The sequence below is a fragment of the Polaromonas sp. DSP2-3-2b2 genome, assembly GCF_049895905.1.
Classification (GTDB): Bacteria; Pseudomonadota; Gammaproteobacteria; order Burkholderiales; family Burkholderiaceae_C; genus Polaromonas.
This window is the reverse complement of record NZ_JAFCTH010000002.1, coordinates 176,471-202,352: the sequence shown is the minus strand read 5'-3', so window position 1 is coordinate 202,352 and position 25,882 is coordinate 176,471. Positions and strand designations below refer to the sequence as shown.

24 protein-coding genes are annotated in these 25,882 nt (G+C 62.6%); 14 read left to right on the top strand and 10 right to left on the bottom strand.

Translation table 11 applies throughout. The annotated features are described in order from the left end of the window. The first annotated feature begins 20 nt into the window (after positions 1-20). The 3 genes from ACP7AD_RS02890 to ACP7AD_RS02880 all read left to right on the top strand — a co-directional run bounded on the left by ACP7AD_RS02890 (position 21) and on the right by ACP7AD_RS02880 (position 4,249). The gene (locus ACP7AD_RS02890) at positions 21-848 is read left to right on the top strand and encodes a motility protein A (RefSeq protein WP_426144605.1); all 828 of its coding nucleotides are present in this window, start codon (positions 21-23) and stop codon (positions 846-848) included. 122 nt (positions 849-970) lie between these two features. Next, entirely contained in the window at positions 971-1,741 is a 771-nt protein-coding gene (locus tag ACP7AD_RS02885) for an OmpA/MotB family protein (protein ID WP_426144606.1), read from the top strand. Positions 1,742-1,795: 54 nt separating this feature from the next. Then, the gene (locus ACP7AD_RS02880) at positions 1,796-4,249 is read left to right on the top strand and encodes a UvrD-helicase domain-containing protein (protein WP_426144607.1); all 2,454 of its coding nucleotides are present in this window, start codon (positions 1,796-1,798) and stop codon (positions 4,247-4,249) included. Positions 4,250-4,269: 20 nt separating this feature from the next. Here ACP7AD_RS02880 and ACP7AD_RS02875 read toward each other — a convergent pair whose 3' ends face one another. Genes ACP7AD_RS02875 through ACP7AD_RS02865 form a run of 3 tightly spaced genes read right to left on the bottom strand, consistent with a single transcriptional unit; the run spans position 4,270 to position 6,392 of the window. Then, positions 4,270-5,061, bottom strand: coding sequence for a BPSS1780 family membrane protein (locus ACP7AD_RS02875; RefSeq protein ID WP_426144608.1), 792 nt, complete (start codon positions 5,059-5,061; stop codon positions 4,270-4,272). 9 nt (positions 5,062-5,070) lie between these two features. Further along, positions 5,071-6,021 (bottom strand): homoserine kinase, encoded by a 951-nt coding sequence (locus tag ACP7AD_RS02870; protein WP_426144609.1) that lies wholly within the window; start codon positions 6,019-6,021, stop codon positions 5,071-5,073. Positions 6,022-6,059: 38 nt separating this feature from the next. After that, the gene (locus tag ACP7AD_RS02865; protein WP_426144610.1) at positions 6,060-6,392 is read right to left on the bottom strand and encodes a hypothetical protein; all 333 of its coding nucleotides are present in this window, start codon (positions 6,390-6,392) and stop codon (positions 6,060-6,062) included. A 166-nt stretch (positions 6,393-6,558) separates the two neighbouring features. On the opposite strand from ACP7AD_RS02865, the gene polA reads away from it, so the two are divergent. From polA to ACP7AD_RS02835, 6 genes are all read left to right on the top strand, one after another. After that, positions 6,559-9,384, top strand: a complete 2,826-nt coding sequence (gene polA, locus ACP7AD_RS02860; RefSeq protein WP_426144611.1) for a DNA polymerase I — start codon at positions 6,559-6,561, stop codon at positions 9,382-9,384. A gap of 180 nt (positions 9,385-9,564) precedes the next feature. Beyond that, on the top strand, positions 9,565-10,497 hold the full coding sequence (locus ACP7AD_RS02855) for a dienelactone hydrolase family protein (RefSeq protein ID WP_426144885.1): 933 nt from the start codon (positions 9,565-9,567) through the stop codon (positions 10,495-10,497). A gap of 152 nt (positions 10,498-10,649) precedes the next feature. Further along, complete coding sequence (locus ACP7AD_RS02850) at positions 10,650-11,453, top strand: ZIP family metal transporter (protein ID WP_426144612.1); 804 nt, start codon at positions 10,650-10,652, stop codon at positions 11,451-11,453. Positions 11,454-11,895: 442 nt separating this feature from the next. Further along, entirely contained in the window at positions 11,896-12,150 is a 255-nt protein-coding gene (locus ACP7AD_RS02845) for a hypothetical protein (RefSeq protein ID WP_426144613.1), read from the top strand. A 1-nt stretch (position 12,151) separates the two neighbouring features. Then, positions 12,152-12,448, top strand: a complete 297-nt coding sequence (locus tag ACP7AD_RS02840) for a hypothetical protein (RefSeq protein WP_426144614.1) — start codon at positions 12,152-12,154, stop codon at positions 12,446-12,448. A 398-nt stretch (positions 12,449-12,846) separates the two neighbouring features. After that, a complete protein-coding gene (locus tag ACP7AD_RS02835; RefSeq protein ID WP_426144615.1) occupies positions 12,847-13,020 on the top strand; it encodes a hypothetical protein in 174 nt (57 codons plus the stop codon). A gap of 158 nt (positions 13,021-13,178) precedes the next feature. Here ACP7AD_RS02835 and ACP7AD_RS02830 read toward each other — a convergent pair whose 3' ends face one another. After that, positions 13,179-13,391 (bottom strand): KGG domain-containing protein, encoded by a 213-nt coding sequence (locus ACP7AD_RS02830; protein ID WP_426144616.1) that lies wholly within the window; start codon positions 13,389-13,391, stop codon positions 13,179-13,181. Between the two features lie 339 nt (positions 13,392-13,730). On the opposite strand from ACP7AD_RS02830, the gene ACP7AD_RS02825 reads away from it, so the two are divergent. Beyond that, entirely contained in the window at positions 13,731-13,991 is a 261-nt protein-coding gene (locus tag ACP7AD_RS02825; protein ID WP_426165977.1) for a hypothetical protein, read from the top strand. A gap of 97 nt (positions 13,992-14,088) precedes the next feature. Here the strand turns inward: ACP7AD_RS02825 and ACP7AD_RS02820 are convergent, their stop codons facing one another. The 3 genes from ACP7AD_RS02820 to ACP7AD_RS02810 form a co-directional block, all read right to left on the bottom strand. Next, positions 14,089-14,988, bottom strand: a complete 900-nt coding sequence (locus ACP7AD_RS02820; protein ID WP_426144618.1) for a sulfurtransferase — start codon at positions 14,986-14,988, stop codon at positions 14,089-14,091. A gap of 23 nt (positions 14,989-15,011) precedes the next feature. Next, entirely contained in the window at positions 15,012-15,941 is a 930-nt protein-coding gene (locus tag ACP7AD_RS02815) for a DMT family transporter (RefSeq protein WP_426144619.1), read from the bottom strand. A 104-nt stretch (positions 15,942-16,045) separates the two neighbouring features. After that, positions 16,046-17,164 (bottom strand): aromatic ring-hydroxylating oxygenase subunit alpha, encoded by a 1,119-nt coding sequence (locus ACP7AD_RS02810; RefSeq protein ID WP_426144620.1) that lies wholly within the window; start codon positions 17,162-17,164, stop codon positions 16,046-16,048. Positions 17,165-17,440: 276 nt separating this feature from the next. Here ACP7AD_RS02810 and xseB point away from each other — a divergent pair, with 276 nt between their 5' ends. The 4 genes from xseB to ACP7AD_RS02790 all read left to right on the top strand — a co-directional run bounded on the left by xseB (position 17,441) and on the right by ACP7AD_RS02790 (position 22,083). Beyond that, positions 17,441-17,725 (top strand): exodeoxyribonuclease VII small subunit, encoded by a 285-nt coding sequence (xseB, locus tag ACP7AD_RS02805; protein WP_426144621.1) that lies wholly within the window; start codon positions 17,441-17,443, stop codon positions 17,723-17,725. A gap of 98 nt (positions 17,726-17,823) precedes the next feature. After that, a complete protein-coding gene (locus ACP7AD_RS02800) occupies positions 17,824-18,795 on the top strand; it encodes a polyprenyl synthetase family protein (RefSeq protein ID WP_426144622.1) in 972 nt (323 codons plus the stop codon). A gap of 42 nt (positions 18,796-18,837) precedes the next feature. After that, the gene (gene dxs, locus ACP7AD_RS02795) at positions 18,838-20,748 is read left to right on the top strand and encodes a 1-deoxy-D-xylulose-5-phosphate synthase (RefSeq protein WP_426144623.1); all 1,911 of its coding nucleotides are present in this window, start codon (positions 18,838-18,840) and stop codon (positions 20,746-20,748) included. Between the two features lie 252 nt (positions 20,749-21,000). Beyond that, positions 21,001-22,083, top strand: a complete 1,083-nt coding sequence (locus ACP7AD_RS02790; RefSeq protein ID WP_426144624.1) for a TRAP transporter substrate-binding protein — start codon at positions 21,001-21,003, stop codon at positions 22,081-22,083. 113 nt (positions 22,084-22,196) lie between these two features. Here ACP7AD_RS02790 and ACP7AD_RS02785 read toward each other — a convergent pair whose 3' ends face one another. The 3 genes from ACP7AD_RS02785 to selD form a co-directional block, all read right to left on the bottom strand. Further along, on the bottom strand, positions 22,197-24,023 hold the full coding sequence (locus tag ACP7AD_RS02785) for a TRAP transporter large permease (RefSeq protein WP_426144625.1): 1,827 nt from the start codon (positions 24,021-24,023) through the stop codon (positions 22,197-22,199). Positions 24,024-24,042: 19 nt separating this feature from the next. After that, complete coding sequence (locus tag ACP7AD_RS02780; RefSeq protein ID WP_426144626.1) at positions 24,043-24,666, bottom strand: TRAP transporter small permease subunit; 624 nt, start codon at positions 24,664-24,666, stop codon at positions 24,043-24,045. A gap of 154 nt (positions 24,667-24,820) precedes the next feature. Beyond that, entirely contained in the window at positions 24,821-25,879 is a 1,059-nt protein-coding gene (gene selD, locus ACP7AD_RS02775) for a selenide, water dikinase SelD (RefSeq protein ID WP_426144887.1), read from the bottom strand. Between the last annotated feature and the right edge of the window lie 3 nt (positions 25,880-25,882).

The window sequence follows — 25,882 nt, the reverse complement described above, 5'->3', positions numbered from 1 at the left end:
CCGTGTCCATGATCAAACGCATGAATCCTTCCACGCTGATCGGCATGCTGGCCAGCGTGCTGCTGCTGGCGATCGTGCTGTTTTTCGCGGCCGACGATGCCCGAATGTACGTGGACTGGCCCAGCCTTGGCATTGTGCTGGGCGGCACGCTGGCAGCGACATTCCTGAGCTATCCGCTCAAGGAGGTGTTCCGGGTCTTCAGCCTGATTGCCACGGTGACGCGCAACGAGCGCATGTACACGCACAACGACATCGAGGAACTGGTGCGGATTTCCAAGCTGTGGATCAACGGCGACCTGCATGCCGTCGAGCGGGCGCTGGAAAACGTCACCAACCCCTTCCTGCGCACCGGGGTGCAGCTGGTGATCGACCAGACGCCGGAAGACGACATCCTGGACCTGATGCAGTGGCGTATCTCGCGCCTGCGCGCGCGCGAGGCCGCCGAGGCGCAGCTGTTTCGCGTGATGGCGAACTTTGCGCCGGCCTTTGGCATGCTCGGAACGCTGGTCGGCCTGATCAACCTGATGAGCTTGCTCGGCGGCGGCGACATGCGCGCCATCGGCCAGCAAATGGCGGTCGCGCTGATGACCACGTTCTACGGCATCTTGCTGGCCAACTTGCTGTTCAAGCCGGTGGCTGTCAAGCTGGAGCGGCGCACCGAAACCCGGTTGGTGCTGATGAACATGGTGCTGCAGGGCATCTCGATGATGTGCGAGCGGCGCAGCCCGGCGCTCATGCGCGAAACCCTCAAGTCCTTCATGGCGCACCATGAGAATGAAATCTTTGATGGACGGCAACCCGGGGAAAATGCTGAAAAACGGGTGGCGGCGCCCGGTCCGGTCCGCTGAGCATGGCGACTGCGGGATACGTCGAAATGTCGCTTCATGAAAATTCGCGCGCATCGTTGGCCGGTCATGAAAGGGATGCTGGCGGCAGGCAGGCGCCGCATGCCAGGGCATTGCCTCCACCCATGCCGCCGAAGCCTTTTGGGGCGACCGCAAAGCTGCGCAAGGGCCGCTTTGCGCGCTGGCATCTTGAACCCGCCCTTGTCGCCGAGGAAGAGGGCTGGCTCCTGACGTATCTGGATGTCATCACCTTGCTGCTGGTGATGATGGTGGTGATGCTGGCCTTTGCCGGTTCCGGCCCGCACGGGATGCCAGCCCATGGAACCCCCAGTGCGGGGCATTGGCCGGCATCCGGAGCGCTTCCGGTTCTCGGCATTCCCGGCAGCGCGGCGCCGATACCCCTTCCGGTGCCCGTGCTGCCCGCCAGTTCCGAAGCTGCGCCCGAGCTTGACATCGCGTCCGAACCGGATTTGCTGGCAAGTCTGGCGCTGGACCCTCTGGACAAGAATATCGAGGTGATCGTGAACAAGGGAACGGTCAGCTTTCGCATCAGCAGCGAGGTGCTGTTCAACTCCGGCGAGTCCACGCTCAGCGAGGCGGGGCGCAGCGTGATGAGCCGGCTCGTGCCGACCCTGAGCAAGGTCCCCGGCTACCGCGTCGTGGTCGAGGGGCATACCGACAACATGCCGATCCAGACCGAACGCTTTCCGTCCAACTGGGAACTCTCCACCGGCCGGGCTGCCAGCGTGGTGCGCCATTTTCAGGGCCAGGGCATTGACGCGGCCCGCATGCGGGCAACGGGCTTTGCCGACACCCGGCCGATTGCGTCCAACGACACGGCGCAGGGCCGGGCGAGCAACCGGCATGTGGAAGTGATTCTGGAAGCGCCCCGGTAGCCTTCCGGTAACAAGCAAGCCAGACGGCCGGCAGGGGACTTTCTACAATAGGCGATGTTCTCAGAAGCCTCTTCCTCATCGTCCCCATCCTCCCTGTTGCACAACCTCAATCCGGAGCAGCTGGCTGCCGTCACCTTGCCGGCCACGCATGCCCTGATCTTGGCCGGCGCCGGTTCGGGCAAGACCCGTGTGCTGACCACCCGCATCGCCTGGCTGCTGCAGACCGGCCAGGTGTCGCCCAGCGGCATCCTGGCGGTGACCTTCACCAACAAGGCAGCCAAGGAAATGCTCACGCGCCTGTCCGCCATGCTGCCCATCAATGTGCGCGGCATGTGGATTGGCACTTTCCACGGGCTGTGCAACCGCTTCTTGCGGGCGCACTACAAGCTGGCCAATTTGCCCTCGACGTTCCAGATCCTCGACACGCAGGACCAGCTCTCAAGCATCAAGCGCCTGTGCAAGCAGTTCAATGTCGATGACGAACGCTTTCCGCCCAAGCAGCTGCAGTGGTTCATTGCGGCCTGCAAGGAAGACGGCCAGCGCGCCAAGGATGTGCCGGTGCGCGACGAGGAAAGCCGCAAAAAGGCCGAGATTTACGCGCTTTATGAAGAGCAGTGCCAGCGCGAAGGCGTGGTCGATTTCGGCGAGCTGATGCTGCGCAGCTACGAGCTGCTGCGTGACAACGCGCCGGTTCGCGAGCATTACCAGCGACGCTTCCGCCACATATTGATCGACGAGTTCCAGGACACCAACAAGCTGCAATACGCCTGGATCAAAATGCTGGCCGGGCAGGGCGACGACGCCACGCACAGCGTGCAGGGCATGCCGGGCGGCTCGGTCATCGCGGTCGGCGACGACGACCAGAGCATCTACGCCTTTCGCGGCGCGCGCGTCGGCAACATGGCCGACTTCGTGCGCGAGTTCGAGGTCACGCACCAGATCAAGCTGGAGCGCAACTATCGCAGCTTCGGCAACATCCTGGACTCGGCCAACGAACTGATCAGCCACAACACCAAGCGCCTGGGCAAGAACCTGAGCACCGAGGCCGGTCCGGGCGAGCCGGTGCGGGTGTATGAATCGGCCAGCGATTTTGCCGAGGCGCAGTGGTTTGTCGATGAAGTGAAGCAACTGGTGCGCGATGGCACGGCCGCCAAGGAAATCGCGCTGCTGTACCGCAGCAACGCGCAAAGCCGGGTGATGGAAACCGCGCTGTTCAATGCCGGCATTCCGTACCGCGTCTATGGCGGCCTGCGGTTTTTCGAGCGCGCCGAAATCAAGCATGCGCTGGCTTATTTGCGCCTGCTCGACAACCCGAATGACGACACCAGTTTCATGCGCGTGGTGAACTTTCCACCGCGCGGCATCGGCGCCCGCACCATCGAGCAGCTGCAGGACATTTCACGCGCCTCGGGCTGTTCGCTGCATGACGGCGTGAGCGCCGTTCCTGGCAAGGCCGGCGCCAACCTGGGCGCCTTTGTCGCCAAGCTCGATGTGATGCGCGAGCAGACCGCCGACGCCACGCTGCGCGAAATCATCGAACTCGTGCTGCAGCACAGCGGGCTCGAAGAGCACTACAAACTAGATAAGGACGGCCAGGACCGGCTGGAGAATCTGGCCGAGCTGGTGAATGCGGCCGAGGCCTTCGTCAGCCAGGAAGGTTTTGGCCGCGATGCCGTGGCGCTGCCGGTCGATGAACTGGGCGGCGCCGGCCTGAGCCAGTCGCCCGTCAGCCAGGGGCTGGACCTGTCGGCGCCCGTGCTCGACCAGCCTTCACCCGAACTGCTGGTGCCCGACCTGGAGACCGGCGAGACGCTGTCGCCGCTGGTCGCTTTTCTCACGCATGCGGCGCTCGAAGCCGGCGACAACCAGGCGCAGGCCGGCCAGGATGCGGTGCAGCTCATGACGGTGCATTCGTCCAAGGGGCTGGAATTCGACTGCGTGTTCATCACCGGGCTGGAGGAAGGGCTGTTTCCGCATGAAAACGCCATGAGCGACAAGGACGGGCTTGAAGAGGAGCGCCGCTTGATGTATGTCGCCATCACCCGCGCGAGAAAGCGCTTGTACCTGAGCCATTCGCAGACGCGCATGCTGCATGGCCAGACGCGCTACAACCTGAAAAGCCGGTTTTTTGATGAACTGCCCGAAGCGGCGCTCAAATGGCTGACACCGAAGAAGCCGGGGTTTTCCTCTGGCCTGGGCGCGGGCTCGGGCAACTGGGGTGGTGCTAGTAATTCAGGAGCTGGTAGCGCCCGTGGCGACTGGGCTAGCAGTATATTTTCTTCACAGTCCGGCGGTGCGGAGCGTTTTGCCAGCCCACCTGTGCCAGCGCAAAAGAGCGCGCCTTCGCATGGGCTGAAAACTGGAACGAATGTGTTTCATGCCAAGTTTGGCGAAGGCCGGGTAACGATGTTAGAAGGCAGCGGCGACGATGCGCGCGCGCAGATCAATTTCACCCGACATGGCGTGAAATGGCTGGCGCTGAGCGTCGCCAAGCTGACGGTGATTTAAGGCGGGGGGCCGCCCCCGAATCAGGCCAGTTCGTCGGGAAGCGGCTCGTCCGTCTCCGAGAAACAGTCCCGGAAGGTGAAGTAGATCGAGGTGAAGAACATCGCCACGATTACCAGTGCCACCGGGAACATCGCCACGGTGGCCAGCATCGGGCTGCCCAGCAGCGTGGCGATCAGCGACACCAAAATAGCGGCCAGCACGAACACGCCGGTCCAGGCGAGGCCAAAGACGGTGAAGGCGCCAAAGTTCTTGTAGCACGCCATGAAGCTGAAAAACAGGCTCTTGACCGGCGACACGCCATGCCAGTGGACCAGCGCCGGCGCATGCCAGAACAGCAGCGACAGCGGCAGGTACAGCGCCATCGCCACCCACATCGCCATCTGGAAATTGTCCTGCAGCACCAGCTCCTCGGTGATCTTGCCGCCCACCAGGTACAGGCTGGCGAATTGCCCGCCATCGACCAGCGCCGAAATGCCCATCAGCGCCAGGAAACCGGCGGCATACAGCGCGCCCAGCACCATCATGGCTCGCAGGCGCTGCTGGCCGGCGCGAAAGGCGCTGATCAGGATCGACGGCATCGGGAACTTGCCCTTTGTGGCTTCCTGGGTGGCGGCCATCAGTCCCAGCGTGGCGGCGGGCAGCAATGCCAGGGCCAGCGCCGCGCCGATGAAGGGCACCAGCGTGGCGACCGACAGCATCGCCATGAACATGAAGAACAGGCCGGCCATCGCCAGCGGCTGCCGGGCGAAGGTCGTGATGCCCAGCTTGACCCAGGTCAGGCCGGTGCGGGCGGGAACAATATTCAATTTCATGGCAGGGGACTATAAAAGATAGGGCTGTGCCAGCCGTTCGCGCAGCACGCGCTCGAAATGGCCGGGGTCGTGGGCTTTTAGCACGGCGGCGTCGCGCGGCAGGTGGAAATCCCACAGCCGCGACAGCCAGAAGCGCAGCGCGCCGGCGCGCTGCAAGGCGGGCAGCAGCGTGCGTTCGGGCGCAGTCAGGGGCCGCACCTTTTGGTAGGCCACCATGAACGCATCGGCGCGCGCTCGGTCCAGCGCGCCGGTATCCAAATCAATGCACCAGTCGTTCAGGCAGATGCCGATGTCAAACAAAAAGGTATCGCAGCCGGCAAAGTAGAAATCGAAAAACCCCGTGAGCTGGCCGTTTTCGAACATCACGTTGTCGCGGAACAGGTCGGCATGGATAACGCCGCGCGGCAGGCTGCGGTAGCCAGGCGACTCGGCAACATGGTTTTGGTACGCCAGTTCGCCCAGGATCAGGCTGCGCTGGTCTTCGCTCAAATAGGGCAGCACCACCGGCACGGTTTCGTTCCACCAGGCCAGGCCGCGCAGATTGGGCTGCTGGCGCTCGTAGTCCAGCCCGGCCAGGTGCATGCGGGCCAGCATGTCGCCCACGCCGGCGCAATGCGCTGGCGTGGGCGCGAGTTCGCTGTGGCCGCGCAGCTTGTTGACCACGGCGGCGGGCTTGCCCTTGAGGCGGTGCAGCAGCTTGCCCTTGGCGTCGGGCGCCGGATTGGGCACGGGAATGCCGTGCGTCGCCAGGTGCTTCATCAGGTGCAGGTAAAACGGCAACTGCTCGAAGCTCAAGCGCTCAAACAACGTCAGGACATACTGGCCCTGATCAGTATCGACAAAATAGTTGGTGTTTTCGATGCCGCCTGATGCGCCTTTGAGGCGCTGCAGTTGACCCAAATCTAGAAAGCGCAAGAACGCTGCAGCCTCGTCAGACGAGACTTCGGTGAATACGGCCATGCGTGAAACTGAACCCTGTGCTGGAAAAAAAGGAAAGGCTAGAACTTCAGCACGTTCCAGACGCGCGAGCCGTTGGTGTCGTTGCTGGTGGCAGCGGGTGCCGTGCCCCGCGCGCCCTCGGGCGGCTTGACCTCGTAGGCGGCGCCGCCGGTCTTGGGCTGCACGGTGATTTGCTGCGTTTCGCCGCCGACGCGCAGCTCGTCGATGCGGGTGCCGGCATCTTCGGTGCGGATGCGCTCGATCTTCTTGTCCGGCCGGGCCGGTTTTTCCCGGATTGCCGCCTCGGCGGGTGCCGGTGTCTGAGCCACGGCCGCAGCCAGCGGCAGCGCTGCCAGGGCAGCGACAAAAAGTAGGCGAAGAGCGGTTTTCATGCCTGCATTGTAGGCGTGCGAAACCGGGCCCACGCAGGAATAAAAGGGCATTTCTCCTTGCCAAATGGTCTTTGAAGTCAAGGGCCAAGCCGTGGGCGAAACGCCGCCGCATGGCTTGTTGCCCAGGTGGGAAGTTTCTAGCCGATATCCCCGACAATCTGCCTTTATGACTCTTGAGAAAAAAACCTTGCTGCTGGTCGATGGCTCCAGCTACCTGTACCGCGCCTTTCATGCCATGCCCGATTTGCGCGTCAATCCCGGCGACCCGCACAGCCCGGCCACCGGCGCGATTCGCGGCATGGTCAACATGATGCACAAGCTGCGCAAGGACGTTCGGGCCGACTACGCGGTGTGCGTGTTCGATGCCAAGGGGCCGACCTTTCGCGACGCGCTGTATCCCGAGTACAAGGCCCAGCGTTCGGCCATGCCCGATGACCTGCGCAGCCAGGTCGAGGCGATTCACGAGGTGGTGCAACTGCTGGGCTGGAAGGTGGTGTGCGTGCCCGGCGTGGAGGCCGACGACGTGATCGGCACGCTGGCCTGCATGGCTTCAAGCCAGCGCATCGAAGTCATCATCTCCAGCGGCGACAAGGACCTGAGCCAGCTGGTCGATGAACACATCACCGTCATCGACACCATGAATGACCGCCGCCGCGACCTGGCCGGCGTCGAGGCCGAGTTCGGCGTGCCGCCGCGCCTGATGGTCGATTACCAGGCGCTGGTCGGCGATGTGGTGGACAACGTGCCGGGCGTGCCCAAGGTCGGCCCGAAAACCGCCGTCAAGTGGCTGCTCGAATACGGCTCGCTCGATGCTCTGGTGGCGCGGGCCGGCGAGATCAAGGGCGTCGTCGGCGAGAACCTGCGCAAGTCGCTGGACTGGCTGCCCAAGGGCCGCGAGTTGCTGACGATCAAGAAGGACTGCGAACTGGCCGAGTACATCGACGGCCTGCCTGCTATGGAATCCATAGCTATGGGCGCACAGCAGACAAGCGCATTGAGGACTTTTTATCTGAAATACGGCTTCAAGGGGCTGGTTGGCCAGATCGACGCCGAAAGCACGCCGCCCGAGCTGGTCGGCGGCCCGGAGCGCCGCAAGCCGCGCGCGCCCGTGGCGTCGCCGGATTCGCCCGGACTGTTTGACGACGACGAGCCTTCGCCGCCTGACGCGCCGCTGGCAGCGCGCGCCAGCAACCTGCTGTACGACACCATCCTGACCTGGGAGGCGCTGGACCGCTGGCTGGCCAAAATCGAAGCGGCCGAGCTGGTCGCGGTCGATACCGAAACCACCTCGCTCGACGAGATGCGCGCGCAGATCGTCGGCATCAGCTTCAGCGTGACGCCGGGCGAGGCCGCCTACATTCCCTTGAGCCACGACCATCCCGGTGCGCCCGTGCAGTTGCCCATCGACGAGGTGCTGGCCCGCCTCAAGCCCTGGCTGGAAAACCCGGCCCGTGCCAAGCTCGGCCAGAACGTCAAGTACGACCGCCATGTGTTCGCCAACCACGGCATCGAGGTGCAGGGCTATGCGCACGACACCATGCTGCAAAGCTATGTGTTGGAGGCGCACAAGCCGCACGGGCTGGCCAGCCTGGCCGAGCGGCATGTGGGCCGCAGCGGCATCAATTACGAAGACCTGTGCGGTAAGGGTGCGAGTCAGATCAAGTTCAACCAGGTCGACATTGCCAAAGCGTCTGAATACTCTTGCGAAGACTCCGACCAGACGCTCGATGTGCACCGGGTGCTGTGGCCGCAGCTTCAGGCCAACGACAAGCTGCTGTTCATCTATGAACTGGAAATGCGCAGCAGCGAAAGCCTGTACCGCATCGAGCGCAACGGCGTGCTGATCGACGCGCCCATGCTGGCCACGCAAAGCCATGAACTCGGCCAGCGCCTGCTGCAGCTGGAGACCGAGGCTTATGAAATCGCCGGCCAGCCCTTCAATTTGGGCAGTCCGAAGCAATTGGCCGAGATATTCTTTGACAAGCTGGGCATGAAGGTGGTCAAGAAAACGCCCAGCGGCGCGCGCAGCACCGACGAGGAGGTGTTGGAGAAGCTGGCCGAAGACTATCCGCTGCCCGCCAAGCTGCTGGAGCACCGGAGCCTGTCCAAGCTCAAGGGCACCTACACGGACAAGCTGGCGCAGCTGGCGCTGCCGCGCACCGGCCGGGTCCACACCCACTATGCGCAGGCCGTCGCCGTGACCGGACGGCTGTCGAGCAACGACCCCAATTTGCAGAACATCCCGGTCAAGACGCTTGAGGGCCGGCGCGTGCGTGAAGCCTTCGTCGCGCCCGCCGGTAGCGTGATTGCCAGCGCCGACTACTCACAAATCGAGTTGCGCATCATGGCGCACATCAGCGGCGACGAGGCCTTGCTGCATGCCTTCACCGCCGGGCTGGACGTGCACCGCGCGACGGCCGCCGAGGTCTTTGGCGTGGCGCTCGAAGAGGTCAGCAGCGAGCAGCGCCGCTATGCCAAGGTGATCAACTTCGGCCTGATCTACGGCATGAGCAGCTTCGGCCTGGCGAAAAACCTGGGAATTGAAACGAAAGCGGCGGCGGCCTACATCGACAAGTACTTCCAGCGCTACCCCGGCGTCAAGAACTACATGGACGAAACCCGGATGCTGGCCAAAGCCCAAGGCTATGTCGAAACCGTGTTCGGCCGGCGCCTGTACCTGCCCGAGATCAACTCGCCGAACGGCCCGCGCCGCGCCGGCGCCGAGCGCGCCGCCATCAATGCGCCAATGCAGGGCACGGCCGCCGATCTGATCAAGCTCAGCATGGTCAAGGTGCAGCAAGTGCTGGATGCCGAAAATCGCCAGAGCAAAATGATCATGCAGGTGCATGACGAACTGGTGTTCGAGGTCCCCGAGGACGAGGTCGAATGGGTGCGGCTTGAGGTTCCGCGCCTCATGGCTGGTGTGGCCGAACTCAAGGTGCCGCTGCTGGCCGAGATCGGCTTTGGCCCGAATTGGGAGCGCGCGCACTGAGCGGGACCGTCTTGCCGACCGGCCGGGGCTGGCCACCGGGCCGCATGCTTGCCTGCTCTTTCAGTTTCCAAGCGCGTCCATCCCGCAATGACCTGAGGCTGCGCACGGCCTTGGCAGGAAAACACCGTGCCGCATAGACTGCTCAGCTTTGTTTCATCCACCTTTGCCAAGGATTCCGACATGCTGAACCAGGACCAGAGAAACGACTTCAACGCCTTGCTGCCCGGCGACTCCACCGAGGCCGGCGCCAGCCGGCGGACCGCGCTCAAGGCCGCTCTGGGCGTGGGCTATGCAGCGGCGGCCATGCCGCTGATGGCGCAGACCGCCATCAAGACGTCGGCAGAAGGTCTGCGCACCGGCCAGACCACGTTCGAGGTCAATGGCTTTAAAGTGCCTGCGGTGTATGCAGCACCAGCCGGCAAGACCAACTTGCCGGTGATCCTGTTGGTCCAGGAAATTTTCGGAGTGCATGAATACATTGCCGACACGGCCCGGCGTTTTGCCCGCGCCGGCTACCTGGCCATCGCGCCCGAGCTGTATGCCCGCCAGGGCAATCCGCTGGACTACAGCGAAGCGGCCAAGCTGATGGCCGAGATTGTTTCCAAGGTGCCGGATGCGCAAGTCATGGCCGACCTGGATGGCGCGGTGAAATGGGCGGGCGCCAATGGCGGCGACCTGCGCAAGGTCGGCATCACCGGCTTTTGCTGGGGCGGCCGCATCACCTGGCTGTATGCCGAGCAGAGCAGGCATGTCAAGGCGGGCGTGGCCTGGTACGGGCGCCTGGTGGGCACGCCGTCGGCGCTGACGCCCCGGCATCCGCTGGAACTGGCCGCCAGCCTGAAGGCGCCGGTGCTGGGCCTGTATGGCGGACAGGACGGCGGCATTGCGCTGACGACGGTCAACCAGATGAAGGACGCGCTGGCCGAGGCGGGCAAAAAAGGCAACGCCGCTGCCCGCGCTTCGGAATTCGTCGTGTATCCGGTAGCGCCGCATGCCTTTCATGCGGACTACCGCCCGAGCTACCGCAAGGAAGCGGCCGAAGACGGCTTCAGGCGCGCGCTAGCCTGGTTCGATGCGCATGGCGTCGGCGATGGCTCCATGCCCGCGGCTTGAGAAGCTGCAGGTCGGCTTTTTCAGGCCGAGGGGCTTGACAGGCTCGATAATATGAAAGACCCCGGTCTTTGGCAGCGATGTCGAACACCGGGGTTTTTTACTATTTATCATCATTCAGGGCTCTGGCCCAATCAGGACGGGCACAGGCAGCTATGGTTTTATCGGCAATCTTGTTGGGAACACTGGCCGCCGGCATCGGCAGTGTCTGGCTGGCGGCGCTGCTCAGCTTTGGCGCGCTGGTCCGCTACACCCAGCATATGCTCAGCCTGGCGGCTGGCGCGCTGCTCGGCACCGCTTTCCTGCATCTGCTGCCCGAGGCATTTGAAAGCCAGATCGTCCCTGACGACCTGTTTGCCACGCTGCTGGGCGGCCTGGTGTTTTTCTTCCTGCTTGACAAGGCCGAGCTGTGGCACCACGGCCATGAACACCGTGACGAAGCGCCGGGCCACGCGTATGCGCACCGCGACCATCATGCCGAGCAAGGCCACCGCCATGACCACCCGCCTGGCGGCTGGGCGATCCTGGCGGGCGACAGCGTCCATGCCTTTGGTGACGGCATCCTGATTGCGTCGGCCTTCATCGCCGACATGCGCCTGGGTTTTGTCGCCGCCCTGGCGGTGCTTGTGCATGAAGTGCCGCACCACATGGGCGACCTGATCGTGCTGCGCCGCCAGAGCGCCAACAACCGGCGAATCGCCATCATCAAGGTGTCGCTGGCGGGCGCTGTCACGGCCTTGGGCGGCGTGGTCGGTTTTGCGCTGGTCGATCAGCTGTATGCCTACCTGCCGTTTTTCCTGATTCTGGCCGCGAGCAGCTTCATGTATGTGGCGCTGGCCGACCTGATTCCGCAACTGCAAAAGCGCGCCTCGATGCAGGAGACCGCCGCGCAGATTGCCTGGCTGGCCATTGGCATCGGGCTGGTGATGGGGGTCAGCTGGCTGGCGCACGCGCACTGAAAAACCACCAGCCTGTCAGCCGGACACTGACAGTCAGAAGCGCTCGCCGGGTAAAGGTGAAAAGCAGGCGGGTTTTGGCAAGATGTTGAGACCAGTTTCAGGAATGGCAGCACTGCCAGCAGAAAATGAAGGGTTCTCACAAGCTATGATTGTTATAGCTAGCAATGCAAGTCCTGTATGCTCAGGGGTAATATTTCATCACTATTTCAAGACTGGCTGCGATGCCAGCCTTCGGGGGGGTGCCGCAGCTGAAATATCCGCTGGCAGCGTGCCGTGCAGTGCATTCCCGAGCGCGTGCGGCTGTGCCGGATTTGGGCTTGCCCGGTTTGTCAGCCGAACGCTTACAGCATCAGGGCTTGGCGGCCTATAAACCGCTTGCCTGGTGTGCCGGAAGATCAGACAAGTCAATAGATCAATCCCCCGGAATGAAGGCAGGCCCACCATGAACAAGTCGCTTCCAGCCGTTTCAGTTTCAGTCGGCCTGGCGGTCGAATGCAAAAAATCGGTTGAAGACGAGTCGACACGGGCAGCCAGGTGCAAGGGACGAAAGATTGCCCGTTTTCGCGCGCGTCAGTCCGGAAAACTGCACTCCGGATTTGCCGGTTACATGGCTTTCGGCGCGGCTGTATTGGTCTCGGTGATTGCCGCGGCGACCGTTGCCAGCCACGACGTTCCCTTGATGCTTGGAGGTTTTTGAAATGAATGTTTCCGCAGATGCCCGTAACCCGAACGGGATACAAGCCGCCGCCTCCAATGCCAATCCGGACTCGGCCAGCCATGCCGGCACAGCGCGTGACCATCAAGCCAGCTCCGGCGCTGCACCATTGACCCCACGAAACAAGCCAGGCGGCGAGGAGCCCGAAATGGCGCTGGAGCCCGACCTGCCTTCAGACGGCCGGGACGCGGTCGGCGAGGCCATGATCCGTGATTTGCCGCAACGCCCCGAGCTGAGCGAGCCTCCCAGCCAGCCCCATCCGTCCAATCACGCAACCTGAAAGCAAACCATGGTCACCAATCCCAACGTGCCCCAGCCCGAACCGGTCCAGCCCTTGTCTACACCGCCAGAACCCGGCGAAGTCCAGCCAACGCCGATGCCGATGATTTTCCCTGCGGGCATAAACTGCCGCTGAGCGCAAGACCGAACCGCTTTTCAATCGGTAAAAGGTAAGCGCCTGACGCTCGCGACCTTCAACAATTCTGTCGAGAAAAGCTACCTCACGTCTTGAGCGCCGCGATGGAAGACTTGGCGCATGTAAGACTTTCCCCAGAACAATAGCAAGAACTTCCTACAAAGCAGCCTGGTGGCGTTGCTTAGAGTCAACCTAGAACATGGAATGCTGTCGCTGCCCGTTTTTCACGGCCAGACAGTCGCCCGCCATGCAAGGATGCCATCATGAAAGACTTCAAACCCGACAGCGAGCGTGAAGTGAAACCTTCCAGAAGCCGCCTGGAGCGTCCGGACAACGGCGCCAAGGGCTGGAAAGAGCAGGGACCGAACTCCGGACTCTGGAAAGACAATCCGCACAAACGGCAAAGCTTGGCACGTCACGCCTGGTTGAGCAACTGAGCGATTCTGATCGTTGCGGGAACGGGGCGCAATGGTCGCCCGTACAGGTCGATAGCCGTAACGGGTTCAGCGGCCTGAGCTGATTTGTTTTCAGTCTTGGTGTCAAAACAAAAAAAGGGCGCTTGAAGCGTCCTTTTTTCTGAGTGGAACCTTGGCCTTCAGCGCTGCTTGCCGCTCGCCTGACCACCCTTGCGGCCAGCCTCGCGCGCTTCTTCAGACGTGAACTCATGGGCGTTTCCGCTCTGGTGCGCAGCCCTGCCACCTTCCCTGGCTATTTCACGCTGACGTTCAGGGTTCATGGCCGCAAAGCCACGTTCGGATTTTCCACCCTGCCTGCCAGCGGCTTTGCTGTCTTGTTTGCTAGTTGCCATTTCAATATCTCCTTTGGGGGTACGCCTTGAAAACCTGCAATCCATGCAAGCGCTTCATGGATGAAAGTGACTTGCCGCCATGGCATGTCACATTTTTATTTTTTCCTAAATTTTTAGCAATTTTGTCAGTATTAACTCGACTATTGATGTAGGACAACAGGAAGCAAGAAGTTCGGGATTGTCTTCATCTGGTGGACAGCTGGTCCGATGCCAGGGGGGCAACGCGAAAAATCCCTACATTTCATGAGGCATGTGTCTCATGCGGAATGCTGAAGGCGAGCAGCTAAATTGACCTTTGGCTGACAGTCAGCCGCTCTCACCTCTCAAAGGAAAACTGATATGAACGCATCGACACTGAAAACTGGAACCGCTGCGGCGCTTGCTTTGGCCGCTGCGCTGGCACTGGCTGGCTGCAATAAAACGGCAGACAATTCGACCCCCGCGACGCCGGGATCTTCTTCAACCAGCCCATCCACCGGTTCGATGGGTTCAGGCTCCATGGGTTCAGGCCCGATGGGCAGCGGCAGCAGCGGCAGCAGCGGCAGCACCGGCGGCATGGCGATGCCGCCAGCCAGCGCTGCCAGCGGCAGCGGCGGCTAAGCCCTTTAAAAGCCTGGCTTACAAGCACTTTTCGAAAACGCCCCATGCGCAGCAGGCGCACGGGGCGTTTTTGTCATGAAGCCGCTGCCGTGGCGTGTCAGCCCTGTGCCACAGGCCGGTTCGGGTCCTTGCACCAGTCGCTCCAGCTGCCGGCATACAGCGCGGTGCGTCCCAGCCCTGCGATTTCCATCGCTATCAGGTTGGGCAGGGCGCTGACGCCGCTGCCGCAATGGTGGACCACGGTGGCGGGATCGCGCTGCCCCAGCAAGGCGGTGAATTCAGCCTTCAGTTGCTCGGCGGGCTTGAATTTTCCCTCTGGCGTCAGGTTCAGTCCGAAAGGGCGGTTGAGCGCGCCCGGGATATGGCCGGCGACCGGGTCGAGCGGCTCGACCTCGCCTTTGAAGCGCGGCGTGGCCCGCGCATCGATCAGGGTCTGGGCAGGGCGTCCGAGCTGGCTGGCAACGGTTTGAGCATCCACCAGCCGGGCGCGCTCGGGGCCGGTCAGGAAGTTCGTCTGGAAATGCGCGGATTCCTCGCCGCTGTTGACCGGGTAGCCGGCTACCTGCCAGGACTGCAGCCCGCCATCGAGCACGGCGACGTTTTCATGGCCGGCCCATTTGAGCATCCACCACAGGCGGCCGCAGTAATTGGCCTGGTTGCGGTCATAGACCACCGCCTGCATCTCATTGCCCATGCCGACGCTCGACAGCCAGGTGGCGAACTTTTCGCGGTTGGGCAGCGGATGGCGCCCGTTCGAGGCCGGCGCGTCGGCGCCTGAAGCCGTGATCAGCCCATGCGCGCCGGGCACGCCATGGCGGGCGGTGAGTGCGGTTTCCAGATCGGCGTAGATGGCGCCTGGAATATGCGATGCCAGGTAGTTCTGCCCGCCCGCGTGCGGCTGCGTCAAATCAAAACTGCAGTCGAAGACGCGCAGTGGCTTGCCGCTTTTCATGAGTGCCTGCAGTTGCTCGGCCGAGATCAGGGTGGTGAGGTTCATCTTGCGCTCCGTGGAATAAGGGGTCAGTGTTCTTCAGCGGGTGTATCTGGCGCCGCCCGTGCCCGCAGCACGGTGGCGGCAATGGCGCTGACGATGATCAGCGCCATGCCGGCCCAGCCCATCAGGGGAATATTGTCTCCAAAAAGAACCAGGCTGTAGAGCGCGGCAAACACAATCCCCGAATATTGCAGGTTGGCGACCATCAAGGTGCCGCCGTGGTTTTTCGACATTGAATAGGCCTTGGTCATGGCCAGTTGCCCGAGCGACGCCAGGATGCCCAGCGGCGGCAGCCACAGCGCGTGCTGCCAGCTCCAGGTGGACAGGCCTGTGACCAGCATGCCCAGCGCGCCCGCCACGGCAGTGCCCACCGCGAAGTAAAAAACCGTACGTATTTCAGGCTCGCCCATGCGCGAAATCGCCATGACCTGCATATAGGCAAAGGCTGCGCCCAGCCCCGACAGCAGCCCGACCAGACCGGCAAAGGACTGGTTCTGGTCCATGGCCGGACGCAGCAGCATGACCACGCCGCCAAAGCTGGCCAGGATCGCCATCACCAGCGGCCCCTGGCTGGGTGGTTTGACCGCGCCTGCGCTGCGCTCGCCGCTCTTGAACCCTGCCGTGGCCATCAGCGTGCCGCCAACCAGGAAGGCGGCAATCCAGACGCTGCTCATGTAGTTCAGCGTCATGGCGGTGGCCAGCGGCAAATGGGAAATGGCATAAAACCACGCCGACAGGGAGGTCACGCCAATCACGCTGCGCCACGCATGCATGGCCGGATACCGGGTGCGCAGGGACGTGCCGTGAATGCGCGCATAGGCCGACATGAACACGATGCTGACCACGCCCCGGTAGAACACCAGTTCGGCGCTGGTGAAGTATTCGGACGCGAACTTCACGCACACGCCCATGGAGGCAATCAGGAAGGCGGACAGGATCATCCAGACAGCTTGCATCAGTTTTCTTGCGTATTTATGAGAGAAATATGGCTTTTGCGCACGGCTGGCGTGCGCAAGCAGCTATTTAATGCATAGCGGAAAACCGCTGGTGCGCCAGGCCCTCAAATCATCTGGGTGGTCTTGCTGGCGCCCATTTCGCGGCGGTACCACTCGTGAAAGTGCTGCATGCCGTCTTCCATCGGGCTTTGGTAGGGGCCAAACTCGTTGTCGCCGCGCTGCATCAATGCCTTGCGGCCGGCGTCCATGCGCAGCGCCAGTTCGTCGTCCTCAACGCAGGTTTCCATGTAGGCGGCCTGCTGCGCTTCGATGAATTCGCGCTCGAAGGCGCAGATTTCCTCTGGGTAGAAAAACTCCACCACGTTGAGGGTCTTGTCCGGCCCCAGCGGATGCAGCGTGCTGACCACCAGCGTGTGCGGATACCACTCGATCATGATGTTCGGATAGCAGGTCAGCCAGATCGCACCGTACTTGGGCGGCTGCCCCTGCTGGTATTGCAGCACCACGTCGTGCCACTTCTTGTAAACATCGGTGCCCGGCTTGCCCAGCTTGTCGGATACGCCCACGGTTTGCACCGAATAGCTGGGCGCGAGTTCCCAGAGCAGGTCGTCGGTGGTGACAAAGCCGCCCAGCCCGGGATGGAAGGGGCCGACGTGGTAGTCCTCCAGGTAGACCTCGATGAAGGTCTTCCAGTTGTAGTTGCATTCGTGCAGATGCACCTTGTCAAGCTGGTAGCCGGAAAAATCAAGGTCGGCCATGTGGCCCAGCGCCGCCATGTCAGTGGCCATGTCGCGGCCGGTGTCCTCGAACACCAGGCCGTTCCAGGTCGTCGTCTTGTAGCGGTTCAGGTTCAGGCAGGGATCGACCTCAAAGTGCGGCGCGCCGATCAGCTCGCCCGAGGTGTTGTAGGTCCAGCGGTGCAGCGGGCAGACGATGTTACTGCCGGTGTTGCCCCGTCCCTGCAGCATGGTGGACTGGCGATGCCGGCAGACGTTGGAAATCAGTTCGATGCCCGAGCTATTCCTCACCAGCGCGCGGCCGTCGCCCTCATGGGGCAGGGTGTAGTAGTCGCCCAGGTTGGGTACGGACAGTTCGTGGCCCAGGTAGCGCGGTCCACGCGCAAACAGTTTTTGCTGTTCGCGCTGGTAAAGCCCGGCGTCGAAATAGCTGGAAATGGGGAGTTGGCTGGTGGCTTGCAACAGCCGCAGGCTTTTATCGGTCATTGGTTTCTCTCAACAGGCCGCCGCAGCCGGTGGGTAACGGTGTAAAAGCCAGGTGAACAAGCAGGCTGGAAGCAGCCTGCGGACAAAAAAAGATGGCGGACTCGCCATGTGTACGGCCAGTTCCGGTATCGAGAATGGTTTTTAAGTGTACCCGCGCGGCATTCCTGCAAGAGTCCTTCTGCAGCCAGCGGGATAATGCGTCACTGCCCGGCTTTGCGGGTGCCCGCCTCCAGAATCACTGCAAACCTTTAAAATCAGTCCCACAATCTTATTCACATGGCCAAAAGCTCCGCCTCATCTACTGCATCACCGCTTGTTCCGGACCCCACCGCCAGTGCCACGCCGTTGCCGGCATTGCCTGCCAGCTATGAGGCGGCATTGCAGGAACTCGAAGGGCTGGTGGCCCGGCTGGAGTCCGGCCAGCTGCCGCTGGACCAGCTGCTCACGGGTTACCAGCGCGGCGCGCAATTGCTCAAATTTTGCCGTGACCGCCTCGAAGCGGTTGAAACCCAGATCAAGGTGCTTGAAGGCACTGAACTCAAACCCTGGACCCAGGCGTAAATCCTGTTCCGGCTCAATGCACCAGCCCATGCTTCACCCTTGCCCGCAGCGCTGCCGGTGGACGGATGCCGGGGCTGGCTTGAATTGAAAACTTTCCCATGCCCCCTGTTATCAACGGCGTCACCGCCCCAGCGCAAAAGACCACTGAATTGAACGCACCTGAACAATTTTCCCTGTTTGACCTGGGCGCCTGGAGCACCGGGAAACTCGCTGCCATCGAGCGCGCCTTGTCCTGCTGGGTGGCCAATCCGGCCAATGCGCCCGCGCCGGCCGGGCTTGGCGATGCCATGCGTTATGCGGTTCTTGACGGCGGCAAGCGGCTGCGTCCGCTGCTGGTCATGGCCGCCTGCGACGCGGTCAACGGCGATGCCGCGGTGGCCTTGCGCCCGGCCTGCGCGGTTGAGCTGATCCATGCCTATTCGCTGGTGCATGACGACATGCCGTGCATGGACAACGATGTGCTGCGCCGCGGCAAGCCCACGGTGCATGTGCAGTTCGGCGAGGCGCGGGCGCTGCTGGCCGGCGATGCCCTGCAGGCGCTGGCGTTTGAACTGCTGACCCCCGACGATGCGTCGGTCGATGCCGGCACTCAGGCGCGCCTGTGCCGCCTGCTGGCCCAGGCCGCAGGCTACCAAGGCATGGCGGGCGGGCAGGCGATTGACCTGGCCAGCGTCGGCCTGCCTTTGAGCTCGGCGCAACTGCACGAGATGCACCGCCTCAAGACCGGCGCACTGTTGCAAGCCAGCGTGATGATGGGCGCCGCCTGTGGCAGCGCCTCGCCGGCGGCACTGGAGGCCTTGCGTGGCTATGGCGCCGCTGTCGGTCTGGCGTTCCAGGTCGTCGATGACATCCTGGACGTGACGGCCGACGCGGCCACGCTGGGCAAGACGGCCGGCAAGGATGCCGCGCAGGACAAACCAACCTTCGTCTCGCTGATGGGGCTGGAGGCTTCCCGCTGCTATGCGCAAGAATTGCTGGCGAAAGCCCTGGACAGCCTCCAGGCCAGCCAGCTTGAAAATACCCATGCCTTGCGGGCGCTGGCCGACATGCTGGTCAACCGGCAACACTAGTCCCGTCCCGGCCCGGCCCCGCCATAAAGGAAATACACCACGATGTACTCATTGCTTGAAACCATCAACAGTCCGGCCGACCTGCGCAGGCTGCCGCGCGCGCAACTCAAGACGCTGGCCGATGAACTGCGTGCCTATGTGCTCGACAGCGTGTCCAAAACCGGTGGGCATTTAAGCTCCAACCTGGGAACGGTCGAGCTGACGGTCGCCCTGCACTATGTCTTCAACACGCCCGACGACCGGCTGGTCTGGGACGTGGGCCACCAGACTTATCCGCACAAGATCCTGACCGGCCGGCGCGAACGCATGACCAGCTTGCGCCAGTTCGGCGGCCTGTCGGGCTTTCCGCGCCGCGACGAGAGCGAATACGACACCTTTGGCACCGCGCATTCATCGACCTCGATCTCGGCGGCGCTCGGCATGGCGCTGGCGTCCCAGTTCAAGGGCGAAGACCGCAATGCCGTGGCCATCATCGGCGACGGCTCGATGAGCGCCGGCATGGCGTTCGAGGCCCTGAACAACGCCGGCGTGCATGACGACAGCCGCCTGCTGGTGGTGCTCAACGACAACGACATGAGCATCAGCCCGCCCGTCGGCGCACTCAACCGCCATCTGGCGCAGCTGATGAGCGGGCGTTTTTATGCGTCGGCGCGGCAGGTCGGCAAGCAGGTGCTGCGCGTGGCGCCGCCGCTGCTCGAACTGGCCCGGCGGCTCGAATCCCACGCCAAGGGCATGGTGGTGCCAGCCACGCTGTTCGAGAACTTCGGCTTCAACTACATCGGCCCGATCGACGGCCATGACCTGGAATCGCTCATTCCCACGATGGAAAACATCCGCCATCTGCTGGCCAGCGGCGCAGGGCCGCAGTTCCTGCATGTCGTGACCAAGAAAGGCCAGGGCTACAAGCTGGCCGAAGCCGACCCGATTGCCTACCACGGCCCCGGCAAGTTCGATCCCATCATGGGCCTGCAAAAGTCCAGCACGCCCGTTAAGCAGACCTTCACCCAGGTGTTTGGCCGCTGGCTGTGCGACATGGCCGAGCACGACCCGCGCCTGGTCGGCATCACGCCGGCGATGCGCGAGGGTTCGGGCATGGTGGAGTTTCACCGGCGCTTTCCCAAGCGCTACCACGACGTCGGCATTGCCGAGCAGCATGCGGTGACGTTTGCCGCCGGCATGGCTTGCGAGGGCCTCAAACCCGTGGTGGCGATTTACTCGACCTTTTTGCAGCGCGGCTACGACCAGCTGATCCATGACGTGGCACTGCAAAACCTGCCGGTGGTGTTCGCACTGGACCGTGCCGGACTGGTCGGTGCCGATGGCGCTACCCACGCCGGTGCCTACGACATTGCGTTCCTGCGCTGCATTCCCAACATGTCCATTGCCTGCCCGGCCGATGAAAATGAGTGCCGCAAGCTCTTGAGTACCGCATTCGAGCAGAACTCGCCGGTGGCCGTGCGCTATCCGCGCGGCGCCGGCGCGGGTGTCGAGCCCGAGGCCGGTCTGAAATCGCTGCCGTTCGGCAAGGGCGAGGTTCGCCGGGAAGGGCAGGGTATTGCGATTCTTGCCTTCGGAACGCTGCTGTACCCGGCGCTGCAGGCGGCTGAAAAACTTGGTGCGACAGTGGTCAACATGCGCTGGGCCAAGCCGCTGGACACCGGGTTGCTGCTGAAGATCGCCGCCAGCCACGAAGCCCTGGTCACGGTGGAAGAGGGCGCCATCATGGGCGGCGCGGGCAGCGCAGTCGGTGAGGCATTGCAGGCCTCTAGCGTTCTCAGGCCGCTGCTCCAGCTGGGCCTGGCGGACGAGTTCATAGAGCATGGCGACCATGCCCAACTGCTGGCCTTGCAGGGCCTGGACGCCGCCGGCATCGAGGCCGCCATCCGCAAGCGTTTCGGCGGCATCAAGTTGCACGACCCGCTGGCCAAGGTGGTGCTCAAGTCGGTGGCCTGACCGAATCGTTTTATCGCTGGCGAAGCAGCCGCAGATGGTTCGCATGCACCGAATTGCTTTTGCAACCCCCTTTTTATCCTTTTCTACGGGTAACAACGGGGCTCAAGTTGTACAAAAACTGACAAAATGATAAGCAGGCTACTACCTGCGGCCATCGTGATTGTCAAGGGCATCACCGCGAGAAATCTTGGGTGCTGACCGACTGGCAAATACGAAACAAGCAATCGTTAACCTTTCAAAAAGAGAGTATTCATGGATCGTCGATCACTCATCAAAAACGCTGGCATTGCCGGTGTGCTGGCTGCGGGCGTTGCGCCTGCGGTGCATGCCCAGGCAGCCGTTCGCTGGCGTCTCGCTTCAAGCTTTCCCAAATCGCTTGACACCATTTTTGGCAGCGCGGAAACGCTTTCCAAGACCGTCAAGGCGATGTCGGGCGGCAAGTTCGAAATCTCTGTTCATCCTGCCGGCGAACTGATGCCCGCTTTCGGCGTGGTGGATGCCCTGCAGGGTGACACCATTGAAATGGCGCAAACCGCAGCCTACTATTTCACTGGAAAAAACCCGATTTTTGCCTTCAGCTGCGCTGTGCCGTTTGGCCTGACCTCACGCCAGAACGACGCCTGGAAGCAGTATGGCAATGGCCGCAAGCTGCTGGATGGCTTTTTTGCCCAGTACAACTTCCGCACCGCCAGCGCCGGCAACACCGGCACGCAGATGGGTGGCTGGTACCGCAAGGAAATCAAGACCGTGACCGACCTGAAGGGCCTGAAGATGCGCCTGGGTGGCGGACTGTTCGGCGAGGCCATGGCCAAGCTGGGCGTGGTGGCACAGAATATGCCAGGTGGCGATGTGTACCAGGCCCTGGAAAAAGGGACGCTGGATGCTTCCGAGTTCGTCGGTCCCTACGACGACGCCAAACTGGGCTTTAACAAGGTGGCTCCGTTCTACTACTATCCTGGCTGGTGGGAAGGTGGTGCCGACCTTGAGTTCTTTATCAACAACAAGGCCTACGCCAAGCTGTCGAATGAGAACAAGGCCATCCTCGACGCAGCGACCGCCGTGGCGGCGCGCGACATGACGGCCAAGTACGATGCCTGGAACCCGATCGCGCTGAAGAAGCTCGTCGCCGAGAAGACCCAGCTCAAGGCTTTCCCCAAGGCCGTCATGGATGCGGGCTTCAAGGCTTCGATGGAAGTGTTCGATGAGCACAATGCCAAGTCGCCCGAGTTCAAGAAAATCCACGATGACATGCGCGCCTTCCAGCGTGACCAGATCCTGTGGAACCGCTTCTCCGAGTACCCGTTCAACCAGTACATGAGCTCGGTCAAGATCTGAGTTTCCCCCAGTCTTTCTCTTCACGGGAAGGAACAAAAAAAGCCGCCTCCGGGCGGCTTTTTTATGGGTCCGGGGCAAGCATGGCAAAGGCCGCTGCCACCCTTCCCATCCCCCTACTTCTTGCCTTCTGCCTTGAGCGCGTCCTGCATCGCCTTCATCGGATCGTCTTCCTGCGCGGGCGCGGCTTCAGGACTTGCTGTGCTCGCGGCGGGCGCTGCATTCTCGCTGGTGCCAGGTTGGCTTTGGGCGGGGGGTGCTTCCTCGCTGCCGTAGTCAGACCCTTCACCCTGGGCTGGCAGGCTGTCGCGCATCTGGTCGCCGATGCTTTCCATGTTGACTTCCTGTTTCTGGTCCAGGCTGCCGGTCACCAATTGCGGGAAGGCGATCAGCAGGCCGACCATGGTCAACTGGATGAGCACGAAGGGAATGGCGCCCTTGTAGATCTGCATGGTGGTCACCGGCTCCATGATTTTGCGGGTGACACGGTCCACATAGGGTTTTTCCGGGGCGACCGAGCGCAGGAAGAACAGCGCGAAACCGAACGGCGGGTGCATGAATGAGGTTTGCATGTTCACCGCCAGCAGCACGCCGAACCAGATCAGGTCAATGCCGAGTTTGTCTGCCACCGGCGCCAGCAGTGGCACCACAATGAAGGACAGTTCGAAGTAATCGAGAAAAAACGCCAGGAAGAAGATCATGATGTTGACCACGATCAGGAAGCCGATCTGGCCGCCGGGAAGGTCCGTCAGCAGATGCTCCACCCATTTGGGTCCGTCGGCGGCCTGGAACACCAGGCTGAACACGGTGGCGCCAATCAGGATAAACATCACGAAGCTGGCCAGCCGGGTGGTTGACGCCAGGGACTGCTTGAGCAGCTTCATGTCCAGCCGACCGCGCGCCCAGCCCATGATCAGCGCGCCCATGGCGCCCATGGCGCCGCCTTCGGTCGGGGTGGCCACGCCCAGGAAAATGGTGCCCAAAACCAGGAAGATCAGCAGCAGCGGCGGGATCAGGACAAAGGTCACGCGTTCTGCCAGGCGCGACAGCAGGCCCAGCCGGGCGGCGCGGTTGACCAGCGCGATGACCAGCGCCAGGAACACGCCGCCGCACATGGCGACCACGACTTTTTCGTCGGTGGCGACGGAAGTGACCTCCGTGCCTTGCCACCAGCTGTGCACCGCTTCCATGTTGCGTGCCAGCACGATGGCGACCGTGGCCGACAGCGCGATCAGCACGGCCAGCGAGGTGTAGCCGCCGCTGCCGTCCGGTTCGCGGTAGGTGCGCGCTTCCGGTGGCAATGCCGGGACGAGCGCCGGCTTGAAGATGGCCAGAGCCATCACATAAACAACATACAGGCCCATCAGCATGAAGCCGGGCAGGAAGGCGCCCTTGTACATGTCGCCGACGCTGCGGCCGAGCTGGTCGGCCATGATGATCAGCACCAGCGAGGGCGGAATGATCTGCGCCAGGGTTCCAGAAGCGGCAATCACCCCGGCCGTCAGGGGCCGGTGGTAGCCGTAGCGCAGCATGATGGGCAGGGAGATCAGGCCCATGGAGATGACCGAGGCCGCCACCACGCCGGTGGTGGCCGCCAGCAGCGCGCCGACGAAGATCACCGCCAGCGCCAGACCGCCGCGCATCGGACCGAAAACCTGGCCGATGGTGTCCAGCAGGTCCTCGGCCATGCCGCTGCGCTCCAGGATCAGCCCCATGAAGGTAAAGAAGGGCACGGCCAGCAGTGTGTCATTGGACATGATGCCGATCAGGCGTTGCGGCAACCAGGCCATCACGGAGGATGGGAATATGCCGACTTCTATGCCGAGCAAGCCGAAGAACAGGCCGCAGGCGCCCAGACTGAAGGCGACCGGGAAGCCCAGCAGCAGGAATACGAACAGCCCCGCGAACATGATCGGGGCGAAATTGGTGGTGAGGAATTCCATGGTGAGTCGTTCCGGGCGCTTAGCGTTGGGGAGCAGCGTTGCCGCCGGCTTCAAGGGTTTCGGCAGCCGTCCGGGCGCGCAGGGCTTCGGCCAGTTCTTCTTCGGCAGACTTGTCGGCGAGGCGGCCCATGGGGTCGGGGCCCTCGCCGCGCAGGAAGGCAATGCGCTTGATGAGTTCCGACCAGCCTTGCAGCATCAGCAGCGTGAAGCCAACAGGCAGTGCCGCCCAGACCGGCCAGCGGATCAGGCCGCCCGAGTTGCCGGACATCTCGCCGGTCTGGTACATCTGGATCGCCAGCGGCGTTCCCAGGTACAACACCACAAGGCAAAGCGGCGTCAGGAAGAAAGCGAAGCCGATGATGTCAATCCAGACCTGCGCGCGTTTGGACAGGCGGCTGTTCAGCACGTCGATGCGCACATGTTCGCGGTGCAGCAGCGTGTAGCCGGCCGCCGCCAGGAAGGACCAGGCGAACAGGTACCACTGCGCTTCGAGGAAGGCGTTGGAACTGGCGTCGAATACCTTGCGCACGATGGCATTGACGGCACTGATGGCCGTGGCGGCAAAGATGAGCCAGATCACATACTTGCCGACCTGGGCATTGAGCCAGTCCACGGCATTGGAAAACTTCAAGAGGATGCGCATTTTTGTCTCCGGGGTATAGGATGCCACGCATAAAAAATCATCCGGAAGACGTGGGTTCGTCGTTCCGGATGAGGCTTGCGTGAGTATTTGGATTTTAAAAGGAATTACAGAGCCGCCCGAGCGTTGCCGGGTGGCCTGATGTCCCTGAAGCGTTTCAGATAATTTCCACGCCCTGGCCGGGCAGCATGCGGCCGACGATTCGGGCGGCGGGAAAGCCCTGCCTGGAAAAACAGGCCAGCACCGCCTCGGCCGCCTCGGGCGCGCAGGAAACCAGCAGGCCGCCGCTGGTCTGCGGGTCGCTCAGCAGCGCCTGGTGCGCCGCACTGATGGCTGCGGGCAGGGAAACCTGCGCGCCATAGCTCTCCCAGTTGCGGCCTGATGCGCCGGTGACCATGCCCTGTTCGGCGAGTTCAAGCACGCCGGGCAGCAGCGGCACCTGGTCGAGCTGCAGTTGCATTTTGAGCTGCGCGCCGCGTGCCAGTTCGAGCCCGTGGCCGAGCAGGCCAAAACCGGTCACGTCGGTCATTGCGTGGACGTCTTCCATTTTTGACAGTTCGATGCCCGGCTTGTTCAGCTGCGTGGTGACGGCAATCATCTGCGCATAGCCTTCGGCGCTCAACGCTTCTTTTTTCAGCGCGGCCGACAAAATGCCGACGCCCAGCGGCTTGCCCAGGATCAGCACATCGCCTGCCTTGGCACCCGAGTTCTTCTTCACGCGGGACGGATGGACCAGCCCCAGCACCACTAGGCCGTAGATCGGCTCGACCGAGTCGATGGTGTGGCCGCCGGCAATAGGGATACCGGCATCGCGGCACACGTCCTGGCCGCCGCGCAGGATGGCGCCGATGGTTTCCAGCGGCAGCACGTTGATCGGCATGCCGACAATGCCCAGCGCCATGATGGGCGTGCCGCCCATGGCGTACACGTCGCTGATGGCGTTGGTCGCGGCGATGCGGCCAAAGTCATAGGGGTCGTCGACGATGGGCATGAAGAAGTCGGTGGTGGCAATCAAGGCCTGCTCGTCGTTGAGCTGGTAAACGGCGGCGTCGTCGGCGGTCTCGATGCCTACCAGCAGTTGCGGCGGCAGGTTCAGGCCGGGCAGGTTGCTGGAGTTCTTCAGGATTTCGCTGAGCACGCCCGGCGCAATCTTGCAGCCGCAGCCGCCGCCGTGCGACAGGCTGGTCAGGCGGGGAGCGGCCGGGGTTTTCGGCATGTC